This is a genomic window from Mycobacterium sp. NGS62, from assembly GCF_059812285.1.
The window spans coordinates 407020-427052 of the sequence record NZ_JCALCK010000003.1; the positions used below are offsets into that span (position 1 = coordinate 407020).

General features: G+C 64.2%; 19 protein-coding genes. 13 read left to right on the forward strand and 6 right to left on the reverse strand.

Features of this window, described 5'->3' with window-relative positions:
* Positions 1 to 117 precede the first annotated feature (117 nt).
* Complete coding sequence (locus AC5Y49_RS11540) at positions 118 to 984, forward strand: LLM class flavin-dependent oxidoreductase (RefSeq protein ID WP_499887043.1); 867 nt, start codon at positions 118 to 120, stop codon at positions 982 to 984.
* 3 nt (positions 985 to 987) lie between these two features.
* On the opposite strand, the gene AC5Y49_RS11545 is transcribed toward AC5Y49_RS11540, so the two are convergent.
* Entirely contained in the window at positions 988 to 1788 is an 801-nt protein-coding gene (locus AC5Y49_RS11545) for an enoyl-CoA hydratase/isomerase family protein (protein WP_499887045.1), read from the reverse strand.
* Positions 1789 to 1913: 125 nt separating this feature from the next.
* Between AC5Y49_RS11545 and AC5Y49_RS11550 the strand changes: the two genes are divergently transcribed.
* Positions 1914 to 2417 (forward strand): PAS domain-containing protein, encoded by a 504-nt coding sequence (locus tag AC5Y49_RS11550; RefSeq protein WP_499887047.1) that lies wholly within the window; start codon positions 1914 to 1916, stop codon positions 2415 to 2417.
* A 1-nt stretch (position 2418) separates the two neighbouring features.
* Here AC5Y49_RS11550 and AC5Y49_RS11555 read toward each other — a convergent pair whose 3' ends face one another.
* Both AC5Y49_RS11555 and AC5Y49_RS11560 read right to left on the reverse strand, forming a co-directional pair.
* Complete coding sequence (locus AC5Y49_RS11555) at positions 2419 to 4353, reverse strand: fumarylacetoacetate hydrolase family protein (protein WP_499887049.1); 1935 nt, start codon at positions 4351 to 4353, stop codon at positions 2419 to 2421.
* Between the two features lie 13 nt (positions 4354 to 4366).
* Positions 4367 to 5119: an ANTAR domain-containing protein gene (locus AC5Y49_RS11560; protein ID WP_499887051.1), complete on the reverse strand. Its 753-nt coding sequence runs from the start codon at positions 5117 to 5119 to the stop codon at positions 4367 to 4369.
* Positions 5120 to 5242: 123 nt separating this feature from the next.
* Here AC5Y49_RS11560 and AC5Y49_RS11565 point away from each other — a divergent pair, with 123 nt between their 5' ends.
* Positions 5243 to 5626: an anti-sigma factor antagonist gene (locus AC5Y49_RS11565; RefSeq protein ID WP_499887053.1), complete on the forward strand. Its 384-nt coding sequence runs from the start codon at positions 5243 to 5245 to the stop codon at positions 5624 to 5626.
* On the opposite strand, the gene AC5Y49_RS11570 is transcribed toward AC5Y49_RS11565, so the two are convergent.
* Positions 5627 to 7885 carry an ATP-dependent DNA ligase gene (locus AC5Y49_RS11570; RefSeq protein WP_499887055.1) on the reverse strand — a complete coding sequence of 753 codons (2259 nt, stop codon included), beginning with the start codon at positions 7883 to 7885 and terminating at the stop codon, positions 5627 to 5629. It abuts the gene before it with no gap.
* A gap of 121 nt (positions 7886 to 8006) precedes the next feature.
* Between AC5Y49_RS11570 and AC5Y49_RS11575 the strand changes: the two genes are divergently transcribed.
* The 6 genes from AC5Y49_RS11575 (at position 8007) to ku (ending at position 14917) form a co-directional block, all read left to right on the forward strand.
* Positions 8007 to 9548 carry a mannitol dehydrogenase family protein gene (locus tag AC5Y49_RS11575; protein ID WP_499887056.1) on the forward strand — a complete coding sequence of 514 codons (1542 nt, stop codon included), beginning with the start codon at positions 8007 to 8009 and terminating at the stop codon, positions 9546 to 9548.
* Positions 9545 to 10324, forward strand: a complete 780-nt coding sequence (locus AC5Y49_RS11580) for an HAD family hydrolase (protein WP_499887058.1) — start codon at positions 9545 to 9547, stop codon at positions 10322 to 10324. Before AC5Y49_RS11575 ends, AC5Y49_RS11580 begins: the two co-directional genes overlap by 4 nt.
* A gap of 13 nt (positions 10325 to 10337) precedes the next feature.
* Positions 10338 to 11744 carry a mannitol dehydrogenase family protein gene (locus AC5Y49_RS11585; RefSeq protein ID WP_499887060.1) on the forward strand — a complete coding sequence of 469 codons (1407 nt, stop codon included), beginning with the start codon at positions 10338 to 10340 and terminating at the stop codon, positions 11742 to 11744.
* Positions 11741 to 12655 carry a carbohydrate kinase family protein gene (locus AC5Y49_RS11590; RefSeq protein ID WP_499887062.1) on the forward strand — a complete coding sequence of 305 codons (915 nt, stop codon included), beginning with the start codon at positions 11741 to 11743 and terminating at the stop codon, positions 12653 to 12655. The genes AC5Y49_RS11585 and AC5Y49_RS11590 overlap by 4 nt, the downstream gene beginning before the upstream one ends.
* Before the next feature lie 97 nt (positions 12656 to 12752).
* On the forward strand, positions 12753 to 13931 hold the full coding sequence (locus tag AC5Y49_RS11595) for an adenylate/guanylate cyclase domain-containing protein (protein WP_499887064.1): 1179 nt from the start codon (positions 12753 to 12755) through the stop codon (positions 13929 to 13931).
* A 50-nt stretch (positions 13932 to 13981) separates the two neighbouring features.
* Positions 13982 to 14917 (forward strand): non-homologous end joining protein Ku, encoded by a 936-nt coding sequence (ku, locus tag AC5Y49_RS11600; RefSeq protein WP_499887066.1) that lies wholly within the window; start codon positions 13982 to 13984, stop codon positions 14915 to 14917.
* Positions 14918 to 14996: 79 nt separating this feature from the next.
* On the opposite strand, the gene AC5Y49_RS11605 is transcribed toward ku, so the two are convergent.
* Together AC5Y49_RS11605 and AC5Y49_RS11610 are read right to left on the reverse strand one after the other, a co-directional pair.
* On the reverse strand, positions 14997 to 15398 hold the full coding sequence (locus AC5Y49_RS11605) for a type II toxin-antitoxin system VapC family toxin (protein WP_499887068.1): 402 nt from the start codon (positions 15396 to 15398) through the stop codon (positions 14997 to 14999).
* Positions 15395 to 15643, reverse strand: a complete 249-nt coding sequence (locus AC5Y49_RS11610) for an AbrB/MazE/SpoVT family DNA-binding domain-containing protein (RefSeq protein ID WP_499887070.1) — start codon at positions 15641 to 15643, stop codon at positions 15395 to 15397. The genes AC5Y49_RS11605 and AC5Y49_RS11610 overlap by 4 nt, the downstream gene beginning before the upstream one ends.
* Before the next feature lie 175 nt (positions 15644 to 15818).
* Here AC5Y49_RS11610 and AC5Y49_RS11615 point away from each other — a divergent pair, with 175 nt between their 5' ends.
* Genes AC5Y49_RS11615 through AC5Y49_RS11630 form a run of 4 tightly spaced genes read left to right on the forward strand, consistent with a single transcriptional unit; the run spans position 15819 to position 20022 of the window.
* A complete protein-coding gene (locus AC5Y49_RS11615) occupies positions 15819 to 16610 on the forward strand; it encodes an SDR family oxidoreductase (protein ID WP_499887071.1) in 792 nt (263 codons plus the stop codon).
* A 1-nt stretch (position 16611) separates the two neighbouring features.
* Complete coding sequence (locus AC5Y49_RS11620; RefSeq protein WP_499887072.1) at positions 16612 to 17688, forward strand: NAD(P)H-dependent amine dehydrogenase family protein; 1077 nt, start codon at positions 16612 to 16614, stop codon at positions 17686 to 17688.
* A gap of 49 nt (positions 17689 to 17737) precedes the next feature.
* Complete coding sequence (locus tag AC5Y49_RS11625) at positions 17738 to 18961, forward strand: Nramp family divalent metal transporter (protein WP_499887073.1); 1224 nt, start codon at positions 17738 to 17740, stop codon at positions 18959 to 18961.
* Positions 18961 to 20022, forward strand: a complete 1062-nt coding sequence (locus AC5Y49_RS11630) for a poly-gamma-glutamate hydrolase family protein (RefSeq protein WP_499887075.1) — start codon at positions 18961 to 18963, stop codon at positions 20020 to 20022. The genes AC5Y49_RS11625 and AC5Y49_RS11630 overlap by 1 nt, the downstream gene beginning before the upstream one ends.
* Positions 20023 to 20033: the final 11 nt, after the last annotated feature.

Sequence of the window (20033 nt, forward strand, 5' to 3'; positions counted from 1 at the left end):
CTGATGTTAGCTCCGATCGCTTACTTCGATCGCGATCCAGTCATTTTCCCGCCGTCCGGCAAACGAGGCAACCTAGTATTCGGTTGGCGTCTTACGAATCCCAGGACTGGAGGCGGTGTGCGGTTCAGCTATGCCGAGGCGATGACCGATCCGACGTTTTACATCCCGTTGGCAAAGGCGGCCGAGGCAGCCGGATATGCCAGCATGACCATTCCGGACAGCATCGCCTATCCCTACGAGTCCGACTCGACGTACCCGTATACGCCCGACGGCAACCGCGAGTTCCTGGACGGCAAGGCGTTCATCGAGACGTTCGTGCTGACCGCCGCGCTGGGTGCGGTGACGACGATACTGAGGTTCAACTTCTTCGTGCTCAAGCTACCGATCCGGCCGCCGGCTCTGGTGGCCAAGCAGGCCGGCTCGCTGGCGGCGCTGATCGGCAACCGGGTAGGTCTGGGTGTGGGCACCAGCCCGTGGCCCGACGATTACGAGTTGATGGGTGTCCCGTTCGCCAAGCGCGGCAAGCGCATTGACGAATGCATCGAGATCGTGCGCGGACTCACCACCGGCGACTACTTCGAATTCCACGGCGAGTTCTACGACATCCCCAAGACCAAGATGACCCCGGCACCCACCAAGCCGATCCCGATCCTGATCGGCGGGCACGCCGATGCCGCCCTGCGGCGGGCGGCACGCGCTGACGGCTGGATGCACGGCGGCGGTGACTCGGCGGACCTCGACGAGTTGATTGTGCGGCTCAAGCGGTTTCGCGACGAACAAGGCAACGACGGTCCGTTTGAGATCCATGCGATCTCGGCCGATGGGTTCACCGTCGACGGCATCAAACGGTTGGAGGACAAGGGTGTCACCGACGTCATCGTCGGCTTCCGCGTCCCCTACATCAAGGGACCCGACACCGAGCCGCTGGATGCCAAGATCCGCAACCTGGAGAAGTTCGCTGAGAAAGTGATAGCGAAAGTCTGACTGTTACAGCGGATCCCAATTCGCGGTCCGCTTCTCGCGGTGTGCCCTGGCTGCCTCGACCGGATTGTTGGTGAAGCCACTGATGATCTGGGTGCGGTTCTCGATTTCCTTGGCGTGCCGCAAGCTGGGTGCGTCCAGGGCGGCGTTCAGCCCGATCTTGGTCTGCCACACCCCGTAGGCATTGTTCGCGGCGATCGAGCGCGCCATGCCCAGCGCTGCATCGGTCAGCTCGTCTGGCGCCACCACCTGGTGGACCAAAGTGATCCGATATGCCTCGGCCGCATCGATGATTCGGCCGGTCAACATCAGTTCACGGGCCACGCCTGCCCCGACGATCTTGGGCAGCAGATAACTGGTGCCCATGTCCATCGAGGAGAATCCGGCTTTGATGAAGACGGACCCGAACCGGGCCTGATCGGATGCGATCCGGATGTCGCAATGTAGCGCGTAGGCCAATCCGCCGCCGACGGCCGCCCCGTTGACCGCGGCGATCACCGGGATCGGCAATTCGTAGAGCCGAGTCAGTTGATCAGCAAGCCGGACTTGGCCGTCGTAGCTGGTCTTGAAGTCGGCCACTGCCGGCGCTGTCCAGGGCTCGCCCGTGCCGCTGAGGTCGGCGCCGGCGCAAAAGCCGCGTCCGGCACCGGTCAGGATCGCCGCCCGGTACTCGCCCGCGCTGAGTTGGTCCAGCGCGTCGTCTACACCGTCGAGCAGTGACCCGTCGATCGCGTTGAGGCGTTCCGGCCGGTTCAGTGTGATGCAGGCGATGTCGTCCTCGAGGCGTTCCAATTCCACAGCAGCCATACCGGAACCGTAGGCAAGAGGGGTAACTCGTCGAGCAACCGGGTACACAGGGGCCAATCGCTGAGCCACAAGCGATGTCTTCGTAGCGCTCTGCCTCATCATGCGCGTCGACCAGGGGGGTCCTGATGGACACGACATATCTGCACTTGGACAATGGTGTCGGCAAGCAACCGCACCAGATCGCTCAGCCACTCGCCGGTGATTGGTCAGCGCAGCTGGGCTGGTTCCGGTTCTACTTCGACGACGACCGGTGGGTCTGGTCGCCGCAGGTCGAGCGGATGCACGGCTATAAACCCGGCACCACCGTGCCGACTACCCTGCTGTTGCTCTCGCATGTTCACCTCGACGACTATCAGAGGGTGGCGGCCACGCTCTACGATGCGCGCCGCAAGCATCACCCGTTCAGCTCGCACCACCGCATCATCGACACCCGCCATCACACGCAGGACGTCGTCATGGTCGGTGCGCCGTTCTACTCCGCCGACCAAACGCTCCTGGGCGCGCATGGTTTCTGGCTGGATGCAACACCGCTGACGCAAGCCCGCGCGGACAACCCGGTAGCCAGGGCCGCTGACAAAGACCGTGCCGAGCATCGACAACGCCGGATCCGTACTGCCACGCAGTGCTGAGTCAGCTGTGTTTGGCGAACCACTCGGCCTGCATGGCCAGTAGTGCCATCGCCTCCAATTCCGGTGTGCCCGGGTCGAGTTCGCGATAGCGTTGATAGACGTTGACGACGAGGCGTTCGGCGTCCAGCCAGGTCGCGTACTCGCCGAGGTCAATGGCGTCCGCCGCCTCCGCGAACGGCAAGCCGTTGCGCCACGCCGCCTCGGCCTGCTCGTTGACGTGAACGAGATACCCGCGCACTGCGCGGATACCGTCGAGGTCGGTGACCGGCCCGTGGCCCGGGACGACCATCGCCGGGTCTAGGGCGATCATCGCGTCGCAAGCCGCCACCCAGTTGGTGATCGGACCCGCCCACACGATCGGCGTGCAGCCGATGAACAGCAGATCACCGGCGAACAGCACGCCGGCGTCGGGCACATGCACGACCGAGTCGGCTGCGGTGTGGGCAGGTCCCAGGTTCAGCAGCCGCACTTCACGTCCGCCGACCTCGACGGTGAGCTCGTCGTCGAAGGTCTGGTCGGCATTCCTCAGCCGGATTCCGCTGAAGTCGAAGGGCCCGAAGCGGTCTCGCAGATACCGTGTTGCGATCGGACCCAGGTCGGCGGTTTGGGTCATCGCCAGCATTTCGGGGGCCATCCCGTGTGCGATCTCCTCGGCGGTGCCCTTGGCGGCGATGATCCGCACCGAGTGGTACAGCAGTTGGTTGCCGTGGGTGTGGTCGCCGTTGGAATGGGTGATCAGCGCGTCGGTGATCGGCGCCTCATCGGTGACCGGCTTCATCGCGGCCAGCATTTCGCGAGTCAGCGGCAGGTCGAAGAGAGTGTCGACGAGCAGCGATGCGCCGCTGCCGGCAACCAATCCGGCGTTGCTCCAGCCGTATCCGCCGTCCGGCAGCGTCCATGCCCACACCCGCGGCGCGACTTCGTGCAGTCCGCGGGTATAGGGCACCTTCGCGGGCGCCCGGTTGACGCGTGTGCTGGCCGTGGCCTGCGGGTTGGGCCGTGGCGGCAGTCGGTGCGGTGCGGGGGTGTGGCGGACGGTTTGGCGAGTTTCGCCGAGCCCCTGGACTTTCAGCGTGACGACATCGCCGTCGTGCAACCAGCCGGGGAACGATTCTGGGTTCGCCGGGTCGAGATGCTCGACGAGAGTACACGTCGGAACGGTGCCGGAGCCGAAAACATCACCGGGAACCAGGGTTACGCCGCGCGAGGCGTAGGAGATCACTTCACCGAAGCTCCAGTCCATCGAGCCTGTCGAGCCCGAACCGATCACCGTGTCGTTGACCATTGCGGCGACGTCAAGGCTGAGTTTGCCGTCGCGGCGGTAGGGCTGCAGTTCGTCGGCTGTGACCAGGTAGGGGCCTAATGTCACGCCGCTGTCTTTGCCCTTGGCCTGACCGATGCCCAGTTGGCCTTCCAACTGCTGCAGGTCGCGCGCCGACCAGTCGTTGAAGATCATGTAGCCGATGATCGCCTGCTCCGCCTCGTCGACCGACAAGTCTTTGCCTGCGCTGCCGATTACTGCCGCGATCTCCAATTCGAAGTCTTGCCAGGCACTCCCGGGCGCCGTGGGAGCGTCTTCATACGGTCCAAGAACCGTCGACGGACAGGCGAAGTAGAACGCCGGGATGCGGTACCAGGTGTCTTTGAGTACCCGGCCGCCGCCCATCGCGGCCTGACAGTTGCGCATGTGGTCCAAAAAGCACAGCGAATCCCGGATCGACGGCGGGCGCGGGATCGGCGCCAGCAGCGTCACCTCGTTCAACCGCACCACGGTGTGCGGCGACCGCAACACCGCCTGGCCCGCTTCGTGCAATCCGGCGGCGCCTCGCCCGATCAGCTCGAGCAACGTCGCGCCCGGCGGCATCACGTGGATCGCATCACCGCAGAGCAACCCGGTGCGTTCGTCGTCGTCATCTCGATAGGTCACCCACCGCATGTTGATTCGCCCGCTATTGCGCCGTTGCGCGGTTGTTGAGCCGATCCGGCAGGAAGGAATCCAGCTTCCCGTGCTTTTGCGCGTCGACCATATTGGCCGCCACTTCGCGCAGTTTGATATTCCGGTCCTGAGATATTCGGCGCAACTGCCCGAATGCCGTGTTGGCGTCGCAGGAGAATCGCCGCATCAAGATGCCCTGCGCCTGGCCGATGGCTTCGCGGGTCGCCAGGGCACCGTGCAAGTGCTCGATCAGCTGGCGGGCGTCGTCGTACAACGACGCATTGTCAAACGCGGTGCCGGCGTGCAGGGCGAACAACAACACCAAGTCCAGTGCCTGATCGGTGAACTTATGCGGGCGGCGGGAAAACAAGGTGAACCCCACCAGCGGCTGGCGTCGCACCGGCATCGGCAGCGCCAGGCAGCTCTGGAAACCGGCTTCGCGCATCCGGTCGGCAAAGCCCGGCCAACGCTGCTCGGTGTCCGCGTCGTCGACCCGGCGCGGCTCGCGATAGCGCACTGCTTCGAGGATCGGTCCAGGCCACGGAGTTGCTTCGGACAGCGAGTGGCACAGCGACGTGGCCTCGCCACCGGCAACCGTCTCCAGCTTTTCCTCGACGCCGACGGTGATCGTCACGTGGTCACACCCCGGAATGGTGCGCACCGCACGCCCCACCAGCCGCTCGAGCACCATGGTCACGTTCTCGTCCTCGCTCAGCCGGCCGACCTCAGCCAGCTCGTGTGCCAGCGAATACACCTGATCGTCCACGCTGCACCTCCCGAGACATCGCTTTAGACAGACCACCGTGTTCGTGCTAGAAATGCAAGATCAGTCTGTCTTCGACAGGGCAGGGCAGCGCCAAATCACACCAGAGCATTCTGGAGCTGCCTTATGTGCACTGTCATCGAAGAACTATCGGATACCGCCGCCCGGCTGCAGGTCAACTTCGCACACCACGGTTCTGCCGTGATCGTCCACGCCAGCGGTGAAGTAGACGCCTACACCTTGCCGGTCTGGCGCCGAGCGACGCTGGAGGCAGCCGCCCACGTCAGCTCGCCGGGGCCAGTGGTCGCTGACATCAGCCAGCTGGACTTCATCTCCTGGGGCGGACTGCGGACCCTGGCGGACGAGGCGGCGGAGTGCCGGCGGCGCGGAACCGAGTTGGTTGTGGTGAGCCAGTCCGCGATCGTGCACCGCATGACCGCGGCGGCCAAACTGCAGGACCTGCTTACGGTCCGCTCGAGCGTCGAGGCTGCGCTGCGCACCGTCGGGTAGTCATTCCCGCACCACCTCGTCCGGTGACTTGTCGGGCCGCAGACCGCGCCAGCTGGGTTGACGCAGCCGACCGTCCGATGTCCATTCGCTGTAGCGGACCTCCCCGACCAGCGTCGGCTCGACGAACGTCACGCCTTTGGCGTCGCGAGTGGGAAGCCGTGTGTTGAACGGAGTTTCGTCGGTGCGCAGCGGCGCCAACGTTTTCTTCAGATTGGTCAGGGCGTGTTCGGTGAAACCGGTGCCGACCTTCCCGGCGAAGTGCAGCCCGTCGTCGGCGGGTATGCCCATCAGCAGGGAACCGATGCCGCTGGTGCGTCCGCCCTCGCCGGCACGCCAGCCGCCGATGACGACTTCCTGGGTGTTCCAGTGCTTGTCTTTGATCCACGACGACGAGCGACGGCCCGGCTGGTAGGTGGAATCGTGCTTTTTGGCGACGACGCCCTCCCAGCGATGTTTGCGCGAATATTCCAGCGCGTGATCACCATCGCCGGGCAGCAAGTCTGGAACGATGAGATTGGTGCCGGTGGCCAGCGTTTCCAGCAGGCGGCGGCGATCGCGGTATTTGGCGCGCAGCAGCGACCGACCGTCCAGATACAACAGGTCGAATGCCCAATATTGGATGCGGGTGGCGCGGACCCGGTTCTGCATTTCGGAGAAACTCGGCACGCCGTCTTCGTCAAGCGCGACAACTTCCCCGTCCAGGACCATCCGATGGTCTGTGAAATCGGCTGCCAGTGAATGTAATTGAGGATATTCCTTGGTGACTTCGCGTCCACGGCGTGATCGCAGCCGAACGGTGCCGTGGTCAGCGTCGACGAGTAACCGGTAGCCGTCCCACTTGCCTTCGAACGCCCACTGCGACGCCTTCAGATTGGCCACCGAGCCCTCGGTGGCGAGCATCGGGCTCAGCTCGTCGAGTTCGAAGGCCTTCTGGTCTTTCATCCGGTGCGCCAGCCACTGATCGCCGTTGGTTTGAATCAGGGCGTAGCGACCCGAGATTCGGCTGCCGTGCAGTGTGACGATGACTTCATCGTCGCGAAACTTCTCGGTCTCGTAGGTGCCGGCGTCCCAGATGATCACCTTGCCGCCGCCGTACTCGCCTTTGGGGATCGTGCCCTCGAAGGTGGCGTACTCCAGCGGATGGTCCTCGGTGTGCACCGCCAGATGATTGACCGACGGGGTATCAGGCAAGTTCTTGGGTACCGCCCAGGACACCAGCACACCGTCGCGCTCCAACCGAAAGTCGTAATGCAGCCGACGGGCGTGGTGCTCCTGGATGACAAAGGTATTGCCCTGTCCGACAGCCGGCTTCTCGCTGGGCACCGGCTCCGGTGTTTTCGACGCGTCGCGCATACTGCGGTATTTGGTCAGTCGGTCCGGGGTGATGTCGGCGTCCAGCGGCGCCAGCAGATCGCCGTCGCGCTCGACCCGTGCCAGCACCTCGTCGTATCGGAGCTGGCGAAGTTTCTTGTCGCCGAGTTCCTCCCAGCTGCGCGGCGCCGCGACCGTGGGATGATCGCGGCCGCGCAGCGAATACGGCGCGATCGTGGTCTTGGAGCCGTTGTTCTGGCTCCAATCCAGGAACACCTTGCCGGCCCGCAAGCTCTTGGTCATCGTCGCGGTGACCAGCTTCGGCATCGACTTCTCCAGCTGCTGCGCAATACGTTTGGCTACTACCACGGCTCCGCGGCTGCTCACCGGCTTGTCCAGCGGGGCATAGAGATGCAGTCCCTTGCTGCCGCTGGTGAGGGGGAACGCCGTGAGGCCGATATCGGCGATCACGTCGCGCACCGCGCGGGCCACCTCGGCGAGTTGGGCCATGGTCACGCCTTCACCGGGATCGAGGTCGAACACCAATCGCGTTGCAGGCCCGGGCTTGAGTTCTTCCCCCCTGCGTGTCCACTCCGCGGCGAAGCGCCACTGCGGCACGTGGACTTCCAGCGCAGCCTGCTGTGCGATCCAGGCCAATCCGGTCGAGCTGTCGATGATCGGATAGGTCGTCGTTCCCGACTTGTGCACCACACTTCCGCGAGGCAGCCAGTCGGGCGCCGACGACGCCAGCTGCTTTTCAAAGAATGACGGCTCGTCGACACCATTGGGCCAGCGCTTGCGGGTGGCCGCGCGACCGGCGATGTGCGGCACCATCACCTCGGCGATGCCGGTGTAATAGTCGAACACTTCGGCTTTAGTGGTGCCGGTGGCGGGATAGAGCACCTTGTCGGGATTGGTCAGCTTCACCCGCGGCGCCATAGCAGCCAACCTACGCTGTGTGGCCTATTTCACCATGCCAGTTAATCGGCTGCTGAGGGCAGCAATGTCGGGTGCGACGATGCCTTGCTCGCTTAACGATTTCCGCCACGACGGGTACGTTCGGCGACCTATGGGTTACGCAAACTCTCTTACAGAAGTCGTCACCCAGGGCCACACCACTGGGGTTCCGCTGAGTGACGCCACATTGCCACTGCATTCGTCACGGATCGACGTGCCGACCTACGACAGGTCGGCCCTTCAGCCAGGCGTCGTTCATATCGGAGCAGGCAACTTTCACCGTGCGCACCAGGCCGTCTACTTCGACGACCTTGCACGCTCGGGTATTTCCGATGAATGGGGCGTCACCGGCGTCAGTCTTCGCTCGCGCGACGTCAAGGACTTGCTGTCCGCCCAGGACGGCCTCTATACCGTCGTGCAGCGCGGCCATGACCACCAAACGGCCCGCGTGGTCGGCTCAATCGCCGCCTACCACTACGCACCGAACGACGGCGATGCGGTCCGTGCCGCGCTAACTGATCCTCAAACCCGCATCGTCAGCCTGACAATTACCGGCAACGGGTACTTCCTGGATCCGGTGACCGGCGAATTCGACGCTGCCAGCCCCGACGTGCGCGCCGACCTTGTCGCCGGCTCGGATTGCTATGTCACCGCGTGGGGCTACCTGGCCGAGGCGCTTGACCGGCGCCGCCGCGCCGGCATCGCCCCGTTCACGGTGCTCTGCTGTGACAACATTCCCGACAACACCCAAGCGGCGCGGACTGCACTGGTCTCATTCGCCGCATTGAAAGACGCCGAGCTCGCCCGCTGGATTGACAGAAATGTCGCATTCCCGTCGACCATGGTCGACCGCATCACCCCTGCGACGTCAAACTCGGAGCGCCAATTCGTTGAGCAGACATTCGGCATCGCCGACAAGTGGCCGGTGCTGACCGAACCGCATAGCCAATGGGTCATCGAGGACACCTTCAGCTACGGCCGCCCGCCGCTCGATGCGGTCGGCGCCCAGTTCGTGACGGATGTCAGCGACCACAAGCTGGTCAAGACCCGTCTGCTCAACGGAACTCATATCGCGATCGGGTGTTTGGCCACACTGGCCGGCTACCAACGCACCGACGCGGCGATGCGTAACCCCGTCATCGTCGATTACGTCGAGCAGCTCTTGCGCAACGAAATTCAGCCACTGCTACCGGCGGTGCCCGGGATGAACACCCCCGGCTATCGGGCCACGTTGCTCACTCGGCTTAGCAATCCCCGGATGAGCGACCAGTTGTCGCGACTCGCGCGTCGGGGATCAGAGAAGATCGCGTCGTTCCTGCTGCCGTCTCTGCAGGAGGCGATGGAGCAGGGCAGACCGCACACTCTGCTGCTGTTGGCGGTGGCCGGGTGGGCCCGGTATGTGCGCGGCTACGACCTCACGGGTCGCACAATTCGCATCGAAGATCCGCAGGCTGAACTGCTGACCAACTTGGCGACTTGCGGCGGGAACAACCCTGATCCGCTGCTGGGGCACGAGATCTTCGCCGAATTACGGGTGATTCCTGGTTTTACGGAGCGGCTGGGCGAGATGATTACCGACATCGACGAGCATGGTGTGATCCCCACACTGCGCCGAGCGTTACGGGATAATACGCGGGAGTTGGTGTTGCAATGAACCTGCCGCTGACGTTCGTCCGCCAATTCGACCCGACACCAATCACCACCTTGCTCTGCGACGCCGACGACAACCTTTTCCCTTCGGAGAAACCGGCATTCGCGGCCTCGGTTGAGGTGATCAATCGGTTCCTGGCCAGATTCGACGTACCGGCTCCCTTCACCGCAGAGCAACTGCGCAAGCAGGCTGTCGGAAAGAACTTCCGCAGCACCGCGCTCGACCTGGCCGTGCAGTCCGGAGTGTCCGTCGATCCTGACGAACTCGAGCAATGGGTGCGTCAAGAACGCGAACAGGTCACCGCACACTTGGCTGCCACCCTCACGCCAGATCCGCAAGTGCTGGTTCCCTTGCAGGCGCTGGCGTCGCGGTATGCGCTGGCAGCGGTCAGTTCCAGTGCGACCAAGCGGCTGGATGCCTGCTTCGCCGCCACCGACCTCGATCCGCTCATGCCGGCGGCACTGCGCTTCAGTGCAGAAGACTCCCTTCCGGTGCCGACCAGCAAGCCCGACCCCGCGGTGTATCTGCATGCCGGCCAGGTGATGGACGTCGAGGCGCACGAGGGTCTGGCCATCGAAGATTCCGTGGCCGGTGTCACCTCCGCGGTTGCAGCCGGCTACCTCACCGTCGGTAACCTGATGTTCGTATCAGATGACGAACGCCCTTGCCGCAGTGAGGAATTGATTGAAGCTGGCGCGGTCGCGATTACCGACTCGTGGCAGGCTCTCGCTGATGTCCTCATGTTGTCGCCCGTGACAGGTGGAAGTTTCACCGCTTAGGAGTTGGGCAACCATGCCTAACGTGACGAACCTCAACAATGCAGCGCTGACAAAGCTGCCGATCGCGACGCCGAACTATGACCGCAGCAGCATCAGCGTCGGTATCGCGCACATCGGGGCCGGTCACTTTCACCGCGCGCACCAGGCCTTCTACATCGACCGGTTGCTGCAGCAAGGCCTGGCGCAGGAGTGGGGCATCTGCGGAGTGGGCGTACTGCCCTCCGACTGGCCAATGCGCGACGTCCTGCGTGACCAGGACGGGCTCTACACGCTGGTTCAAGAAAGCCCCGACGGACGTAGGGACGCACAGGTAATCGGCTCGATCATCGACTATCGCTACGCTCCGGACGATCCGGAGGCAGCGCTCGAGGTGCTGGCCGCAGCATCGACCCGGATCATTTCGCTGACCATCACCGAGGGTGGTTACCGCGATCCCGAAGGACCCGCGTTCGCCTTGATCACCGAGGCTCTGGCCAAGCGCCGTGACCGCGGGATCGCCGCACCGACAATTCTGTCCTGCGACAACATCGAGAGCAATGGTTTGGTCGCGCGGCGGGTCGTGCTCGCGAATGCCGAGCGGCGGGATCCGGAGCTGGCCGAGTGGGTGGCGGAACATGCCCGGTTCCCGAGTTCGATGGTGGACCGGATCACCCCCTACACCACGCCGGAGATGACCGCGGCGATCCAGCGTGACCTCGGTGTCGCCGACCGGTGGCCGGTGCTGACCGAGGAGTTCGCCGCGTGGGTCATCGAAGATTGCTTCGGTGACGGCAGGCCGCCGTTGGAAGAGGCGGGCGTGCTGATGGTCGACGATGTCGTCCCCTACGAAATGATGAAACTGCGACTGCTCAACGCGGGTCATCAAAGCCTGTGCTACTTCGCGCACCTGTGCGGCTTCGAGTTCGTTCACGACGCAGCACGTGATCCGTTGTTCAGCGAATTTCTGCGCCGCTACTTTGATTCCGAGGCCATCCCGACATTGGCGCCGGTACCCGGCATCGATCTGCACGACTACAGCCGCACACTGATCGAGCGGTTCGCCAACTCAGGCGTGAGCGACACTGTTGCCCGGCTGTGCGCCTACTCGTCGGATCGCATTCCGAAATGGCTGTTTCCCGTCATCTGTGACAATTTGGCCAACGAGGGGCCGGTGCGGCTGGCGGCGGCAACGGTGGCCAGCTGGGCCCGCTATGCGGAGGGCGTCGACGAGCGTGGTGCGCCGATCGACGTGGTGGACCAGCTGGCCGACTCGCTGGTGCCGATTGCCCAGTCACAACACGAGAATCCCACCGCGTTCATCGACACCGTCTTGTTCGGGGATCTGGTCTGCCAGCCCCGCTTCGTCGCGGCATACCGCTGGGCGCTGGATTCGTTGCATCGCAAGGGAGCTCGGGCGACGCTGGAGGAGCTGCTGCAGTGAGCCGCGCGCTGGTGATCGGCGAGTCCTTGATCGATATCGTCGGGCCCGGTGAGCACGTCGGCGGCAGCCCGCTCAATGTCGCCGTCGGACTAGGCCGGCTGGATCGTGGCGTCGATCTGCTGACTCATATCGGTGACGACGTATACGGCCAGCGCATCGCGGAGCACCTGAAGATGGCTGGGACGCAACTGGTCCCAGGAAGCGCCACGGCCGCGCGAACACCGACCGCACGGGTCACGGTGGACGAGAAGGGGTCGGCCGACTACGTATTCGATCTAGCGTGGGAGCTGTCGGGCACACCGGAAGTGACTCCCCCACTCGTCGTCCACACCGGATCGATCGCCGCGGTACACGAGCCGGGTTGCCTGGCGGTCGCGGCGCTCGTCGACACGTATCGCGTGTCGGCCACGGTGACCTTCGATCCCAACGTGCGGCCGGCGTTGATTGTCGACCGCGACCTGGCCCGTGAACGGATCGAGCGTCTCGTCGAGCGCAGTGATGTCGTCAAGGTCAGCGAGGAGGATCTGCGTTGGATCGATCCCGACCGCCCGCCCGACGTGGTTGCCCGGAGCTGGCTGGCGTCGGGGCCTTCGATCGTCGCGATGACCATGGCTGAGCGAGGCGCTGCGGGGTTCTGCGCCGGTGGCGAGGTGCGGGTCCCGGCCAAGGCCGTGCAGGTGGTCGACACCGTCGGCGCCGGTGACGCGTTCATGGTCGGCCTCATTGATGCGCTCTGGACGATGGGTCTGCTCGGCGCTGATCGCCGCGACGAATTGCGCCGAATCGGGCCTGATGCGCTGACCGCCATACTGCAGGCAGGCGCATTGTTGTCGGCGTTGACAATCGCCCGGGCCGGCGCTGACCTGCCCGATCGAGCCGCCAGAGATGGCGCGGCAACCCAACGCGACTGAATTGCGCTAGCGAGCGCCGCTGCCGGTTACCGTATCGGTTACCCGAGAAGGCGAGGGTATGCCGATGCGCGTTGGTCTGCTGTCACGCATCGGCGCTATGCCGACCGACACCAATGAAACAGCGTTGCAAAAGCGTCTCGCGGTCATACTGTTCGCGGGAACGTTGCCGTTCACAGTGTCGTGGAGCGCAATCTACCTGCTGGTGCACGCCCCACTCGCTGCGGCGATTCCGGCGTTCTATTCGGTCGTCACGGTGGTGAACACCGGCTTTTTTGCCTGGACGCGCAATCTGGCGTTCTACCGCTTCACCCAGCTGCTGCTGGTGTTGATCCTGCCGTGGCTGGTGACGCTCGCGCTGGGCGGCTTCCGTCAATCCAGCGTCGTGATCGTCTGGGCCGCACTTTGTCCGGTGGGATCGCTTCTGCTGGAAGAACTCCGGCGCACGCTGCGCTGGATCGTGGGCTTCGTCGCGCTGCTGGTCATAACCGCACTGCTGCAGCCGCGTCTGACGCCCGCGGCCTTGCCCGAGGCCTTCGTCACCTGGTTCTTCGTGCTCAACGTCGGAACCGTGATCACGGTCGTGTTCGGCCTGCTGTACTACTTCGTCGGCCGCCGCAACTTCTTCCAGGAAACATCGGAAATGCTGCTGCTCAACATCCTGCCGAAGGAGATCTCCGAGGCGCTGAAGACCGAACCGCGCGCGGTCGCCGCCGACTACGACAGCGCCAGCATCTTGTTCGCCGACATCGTCGAGTTCACCCCGATGGCAGCGACCATGGCGCCGCTGCACTTGGTCGACCTGCTCAACGAGGTGTTCCAGTGCTTCGACGCCCTCGTCGACAAATACGGCCTAGAGAAGATCAAGACGATCGGCGACTGCTACATGGTCGCCGCCGGTGTGCCGCGCCCGCGCGCCGATCACGCGCAGGCCCTCGTCGACTTCGCACTCGACATGCAGGCCGAGATCGGCCGGCGCACGTTTGGCGGGCGAAAACTCGCGTTCCGCATCGGCGTCAACTCCGGACCGATCGTCGCCGGTGTTATCGGCCGCAAGAAGTTCAGCTACGACCTCTGGGGCGAGACCGTCAACATGGCAAGCCGGATGGAATCGCACGGCCAAAGCGGCATCATCCAGATCACTCGCAACACCTTCGAACTCGTCTGCGACGAATTCGATTGCAAGGCCCTGGGGATCATCGAGGTCAAAGGAGCCGGGCACGTCGAAGCCTGGCAAGTGACCGGACGCAGGCCGCCGGGCGAGCCAACCGGATGCTAACGCCCGTGTTACGCGCTTACCCGGTTGCTGGGGTGGGCATACTGTCGGGTATGCGTTCCATCTGGAAGGGTTCCATCGCCTTCGGCCTGGTGAACGTTCCGGTCAAGGTGTACAGCGCCACCGAAGACCACGACATCAAGTTCCATCAGGTGCATGCCAAAGATAACGGCCGCATCCGCTACAAGCGGGTGTGCGAGGTGTGCGGCGAGGTCGTCGAGTACCGCGATATCGCGCGGGCATATCAATCCGACGATGGCCAGATGGTGGTGATCACCGACGACGACATCGCGACGCTGCCCGAGGAGCGCAGCCGCGAGATCGAGGTGCTGGAGTTCGTTCCGGCCAGCGACCTGGATCCGATGATGTATGACCGTAGCTACTTTTTGGAGCCGGATTCAAAGTCGGCGAAGTCCTATGTGCTGCTGGCCAAGACGCTGGCCGAGACTGATCGGGTCGCGATCGTGCATTTCGCGCTGCGCAACAAGACCCGGCTTGCGGCGTTGCGGGTCAAGGATTTCAGCAAGCGCGACGTGATGGTGATCCACACCTTGCTGTGGCCCGACGAGATTCGCGACCCCGATTTCCCAGTGCTGGACAAGAAGGTCGACATCAAGCCTGCCGAACTGAAGATGGCCGGGCAGGTAGTGGAGTCGATGGCCGATGAATTCAATCCGGACCGCTACCACGACGACTACCAGGAGCAGCTGCACGAGCTGGTCCAAGCCAAACTCGAAGGCGGCGAGGCGTTTACCACCGAGGAGCAACCCAAGGAGCTGGACGAGACCGAGGACGTCTCCGATCTGCTGGCCAAGCTGGAGGCCAGTGTGAAGGCGCGGTCCGGTGACGGAAAGGCTCCGGCCAAGAAGGCGCCGGCGAAGAAAAGTGCAGCCAAAAAGGCGCCGGCTAAGAAGACGCCCGCCAAAAGGACTGCGGCTAAGAAGTCGTCGGCCAAGAAGACTCCGGCTAAGTCAGGGTCCAAGTCCTAACGGGAGAGCGACAAGTCGGTCACCTACCCCCTTCCCGCAGCGCGTTCGGGTCATGATCGCGGCGTCGGCACTTCTCGGGTCAGATTGGCGGTGGTTCAACCCGTTCGATCGTCTTGCTGCGGTCAATCGCCCGGTCGAAAGAGGCGATCTTGATGACCCCGGTACTTTCCGCACACGCGACGAGGTATGCCTCCGCGAAATCAATCCGGTCAGTCTCGTAGACCTCGATTGACCGCAAAAGAAGCGCCGGGTCCACGCAAACAATGGAATCGAATGCGATGAGCGACCTCATCGCTTCAGCGACTTGTTCGCGTGGCGCTTGGTAGAAGGACTCCAACACGTACACCGTCTCGGCGATGATGAGGTCGGTCAGCAGTAACTCGCGCTCGGTCCCGAGGTAAGCAGTCGCCCGCGCCGCCATCTCAGGCGGATCGCCGGTGAGGTGGCGGATAAGGACGTTGGTATCAATGATCGCGGTCAACGGCGGTCGGCAGTTCGAGCGGCTCTGGTACGGCGGATCACCTCGTCCCAGGCGACATTGCGGTTCGCCGCCGGTACGCGGAACGTTTCGGCAAGCGTGAGAAAGTGCGGCGTACGGGCCAGCACCGCTCGACTGCCTTCCACCCGGAAGATCACCTGGTCGCCTTCCTTCAAGCCCAGCGCATCCCGCACTGCCTTGGGGACCGTCATCTGACCCTTCGACGTCAGTTTGGCGGCAACGTCCATGACAACTCCTTACCATTTACCAGACGTAAGGATACGCGCGTCAACGGACGTCGACGATAGAACGCCGGTGAATTGACACGCGTGGCGCTACAGCCATTGAACGCGGTGCACGGCCACTAGAACGTGTTTCAAAAATGCGGTTCCGCGACGACCGGCGCCTGTTACGGTGACGGCCGTGATACTCGACAATTTCCGGCTTGACGACAAAGTCGCCGTGGTGACCGGCGCCGGCCGCGGCCTTGGCGCAGCCATCGCCCTCGCTTTCGCCGACGTCGGCGCCGACGTCGTCATCGCCTCGCGGACTCCAGCTGAACTAGAGGCCGTCGCAGAAAAGGTCCGCGCCGCCGGCCGACGCGCCCACGTCGTCACCGGGGATCTGGCCCATCCGGAGGTGACCGCGGAACTGGCCAACAAGGCCGTCGAGGCCTTCGGTCGGTTGGATGTCGTCGTCAACAATGTCGGCGGCACGATGCCCAACGCGCTGTTGAGCACCTCGACCAAAGACCTCAAAGACGCATTCACGTTCAACGTCGGCACCGCTCATGCATTGACTGCTGCAGCGGTGCCCTTGATGCTTGAGCACGCCGACGGCGGCAGCATCATCAACATCACCTCGACGATGGGGCGGGTGGCCGGACGCGGCTTCGCCGCCTACGGCACCGCTAAAGCCGCCCTCGCCCACTACACACGGCTGGCTGCGCTGGATTTGTGCCCGCGGATCCGGGTCAACGCCATCGCCCCCGGCTCGATCGCCACCTCGGCGCTAGACATCGTCGCCTCCAACGACGAACTGCGCGCACCGATGGAAAAGGCGACGCCGCTACGCCGCCTCGGTGAGCCGGACGAGATCGCGGCCGCAGCAGTATATTTGGCCTCTCCCGCCGGCGCCTATCTGACCGGCAAGGTACTCGAAGTCGACGGCGGAATCACCTTCCCCAACCTCGACCTACCTATCCCGGACCTGTGACATGACGATTCGCGTCGCTCAAATCGGCACCGGCAATGTCGGGATCCACGCCTTGAGGGCATTAATCACCAATCCACAGTTCGACCTCACCGGCGTGTGGGTGTCGTCGGAGGCAAAAGCCGGTAAGGACGCCGGCGAGCTTGCCGGCCTTGATGTCTCGACCGGTGTCACCGCCACCACCGACTTGGACGAGGTGCTGGCCACCGGGCCGGAGTGCGCGGTTTACACCGCTATGGCCGACAACCGAATCGCCGAAGCGCTCGAGGACTACCGACGAATCCTGGCCGCCGGCATCAACGTCGTCGGCAGCAGCGCAGTGTTCCTGCAGTATCCATGGCAGGTTCTTCCCCAAGAGATGCTCACGCCGTTGGAAGATGCTGCTCGGGAAGGTAATTCGAGTCTGTACGTCAACGGCATCGACCCAGGCTTCGCCAATGACCTGCTGCCGCTGGCGCTGGCCGGCACCTGCCAGAACATTCAACAGGTGCGGTGCATGGAGATCGTCGACTACGCCACCTATGACAGTGCGACCGTGATGGTCGACGTTATGGGGTTTGGCAAGCCGATCGACGAGACCCCGATGCTCCTGCAGCCCGGTGTGCTCAGCCTCGCCTGGGGATCGGTGGTGCGTCAGCTTGCCGCGGGGCTGGGCGTCGAACTCGACGAGGTCACCGAGCGATACGAGCGCCAACCCGCGCCGGAGGACTTCGAGATCGCCGCGGGGCACATCGCCAAGGGCAGCGCGGCGGCGCTGCGGTTCGAGGTGCTCGGGATGGTCGACGGATCGCCCGCGGTCGTCCTCGAACACGTCACCCGGCTCCGCGACGATCTGTGCCCCGATTGGCCGCAGCCCGCCCAGCCGGGCGGCTGCTACCGCATCGAGATCACCGGCGAGCCGTCATACGCCGTGGATGTCTGCTTGAGCAGCCGCAACGGCGACCACAACCATGCCGGCCTGGTCGCCACCGCGATGCGAGTCGTCAATGCAATCCCCGCGGTGGTGGCCGCACCGCCCGGCATCCGGACCACCCTGGATCTGCCGCTGGTCACGGGACGGGGCCTCTACACGGCAGGCTGAATGTTTCGGCTACCCTAACTTTCTTATTCGCATGCCGAAAGTGAGTTAGGTGGCGCACGACACCCAGACCCAGCGCACAACGGGTTGGTATCTGCTCGGGCCGGCGTTCGTCGCCGCCATCGCCTATGTCGATCCGGGCAACGTGGCGGCCAACGTCAGCGCCGGAGCGCAGTTCGGCTTCCTGTTGCTGTGGGTCATCGTCGCTGCGAACGTCATGGCGGGGCTGGTGCAGTATCTGTCCGCCAAGCTCGGCCTAGTCACCGGGTGCACGCTGCCGGAGGCAGTCGGGGGGCAGCTGAACCGCCCGGCCCGGCTGACCTACTGGGTGCAAGCCGAAGTCGTGGCGATGGCCACCGACGTCGCCGAAGTGATCGGCGGAGCCGTCGCGCTGCACATCCTGTTCCGCCTACCGATGCTGCTCGGCGGGCTGATCACCGGCGTGGTGTCGTTGCTGCTGCTGGGGATACAAGATCGCCGCGGTCAACGGCTCTTCGAGCATGTCATCACCGGGATGCTGGTGGTCATCGCGATCGGCTTCACGGCCAGCTTCTTCGTCGCCACACCGCCGCCCGACGAGGTGGTCGGCGGCCTGCTGCCACAGTTCCGCGGCACCGAAAGCGTGCTGCTGGCCGCCGCCATGCTCGGTGCCACGGTCATGCCGCACGCTGTCTATCTGCATTCCGGGCTGGCCCGCGACCGCCACGGGCATCCCGATCCCGGACCTCGCCGACGCCGACTGTTGCGAGTCACCCGGTGGGACGTCGGGCTGGCGATGGTTGTCGCCGGCGGCGTGAACGGGGCGATGCTGCTCGTGGCTGCGCTCAACATGCAGGGCCGCCATACCGGTTCCATCGAGGACGCCTACGCTGCCGTCCGCGACACCGTCAACCCGACGATCGCAGTGTTCTTCGCGATCGGGCTGCTGGCCTCTGGGTTGGCCTCGTCATCGGTGGGCGCCTATGCCGGCGCGATGATCATGCAGGGTTTGCTGCACCGCTCGGTGCCGATGCTGGCCCGCCGGCTGGTCACGCTGACGCCCGCGTTGGTGATCTTGGCGTGCGGTTTGGATCCCACCCGCACGCTGGTGTTGTCACAGGTCGTGCTGTCGTTCGGCATCCCCTTTGCGCTGCTTCCCCTGGTTCGCCTGACCAGCAACCGCACCATGATGGGTGTCGACGTCAACCACCGCCTCACCACCGCTGTTGGCTGGGCGGTCGGCGTGCTGATTAGTGTGCTTAATGTGGTCCTTATCTATCTGACCGTGAAGGGCTGATGCCCGACCGGCGTCATGCCTACTTCGCGTACGGGTCGAACCTGTGCGTTGAGCAGATGGCGCGGCGGTGTCCCGAGGCCGCAGACCCACGCCCAGCGGTGTTGCGCAATCACGACTGGCTGATCAATCAACGCGGCGTGGCCACCGTCGAACCGTTTGCCGACACTGCGGTGCACGGCGTCATCTGGCAGATCTCCGATCATGACCTGGCCACCCTGGACAGTGCCGAAGGTGTGCCAGTCCGCTATCGGCGCGACCGGCTGGCCGTTCACACCGACAACGGGCCGTCACCCGCCTGGGTCTACATCGACCATCGCGTCAATCCGGGTGCGCCGCGGCCTGGTTACCTCGAGCGCATCATCGACGGTGCGCTCCACCACCAGCTCCCGCAGCGTTGGATCGACTTCCTGCGCCGGTGGGATCCCGCCCACTGGCACCGACCGCTAACTGCCCCGAATTCACCTGCACCGCAAACATTTTCAGAACTGCTCTCGGATAGCGGGGTGATCGAGGACAGTCGGCTGCGGTCACGTTTCGGCTTTCTCGCCATTCATGGCGGCGGGCTGGAACAGATGACCGATGTGATCGCCGAACGTGCTGCCGAGGCGGCCGACGCATCGGTATATCTGGTGCGTCATCCCGACCATTACCCCCACCACCTGTCATCGGCACGCTTCTGCACCGGCGAGTCGGCTCGTCTCGCGAAGTTCCTCGATCACGTCGACGTCACGGTGTCGCTGCATGGCTATGGGCGAATCGGGCGCAGCACCCAGCTACTGGCCGGTGGCCGCAACCGCGCACTGGCCACCCACGTGGCCGGGCACATCGATCTGCCCGGCTATCAGGTAATCACCGACCTCGACAAGATTCCCCTGGAGTTGCGTGGCCTGCATCCAGACAACCCGGTCAACCGCACACGTCGCAGCGGGACGCAGCTGGAATTGCCTCCGCGGGTCAGGGGCCTCAGCCCGCGCAGCCCGCTGCCGGCTGAGGACGGGTTGTCACCGGTAACCTCGGCTCTGGTGCAGGGGCTGGTGGCGGCGGCTCGCTCCTGGAAATAGAACGGAGATTT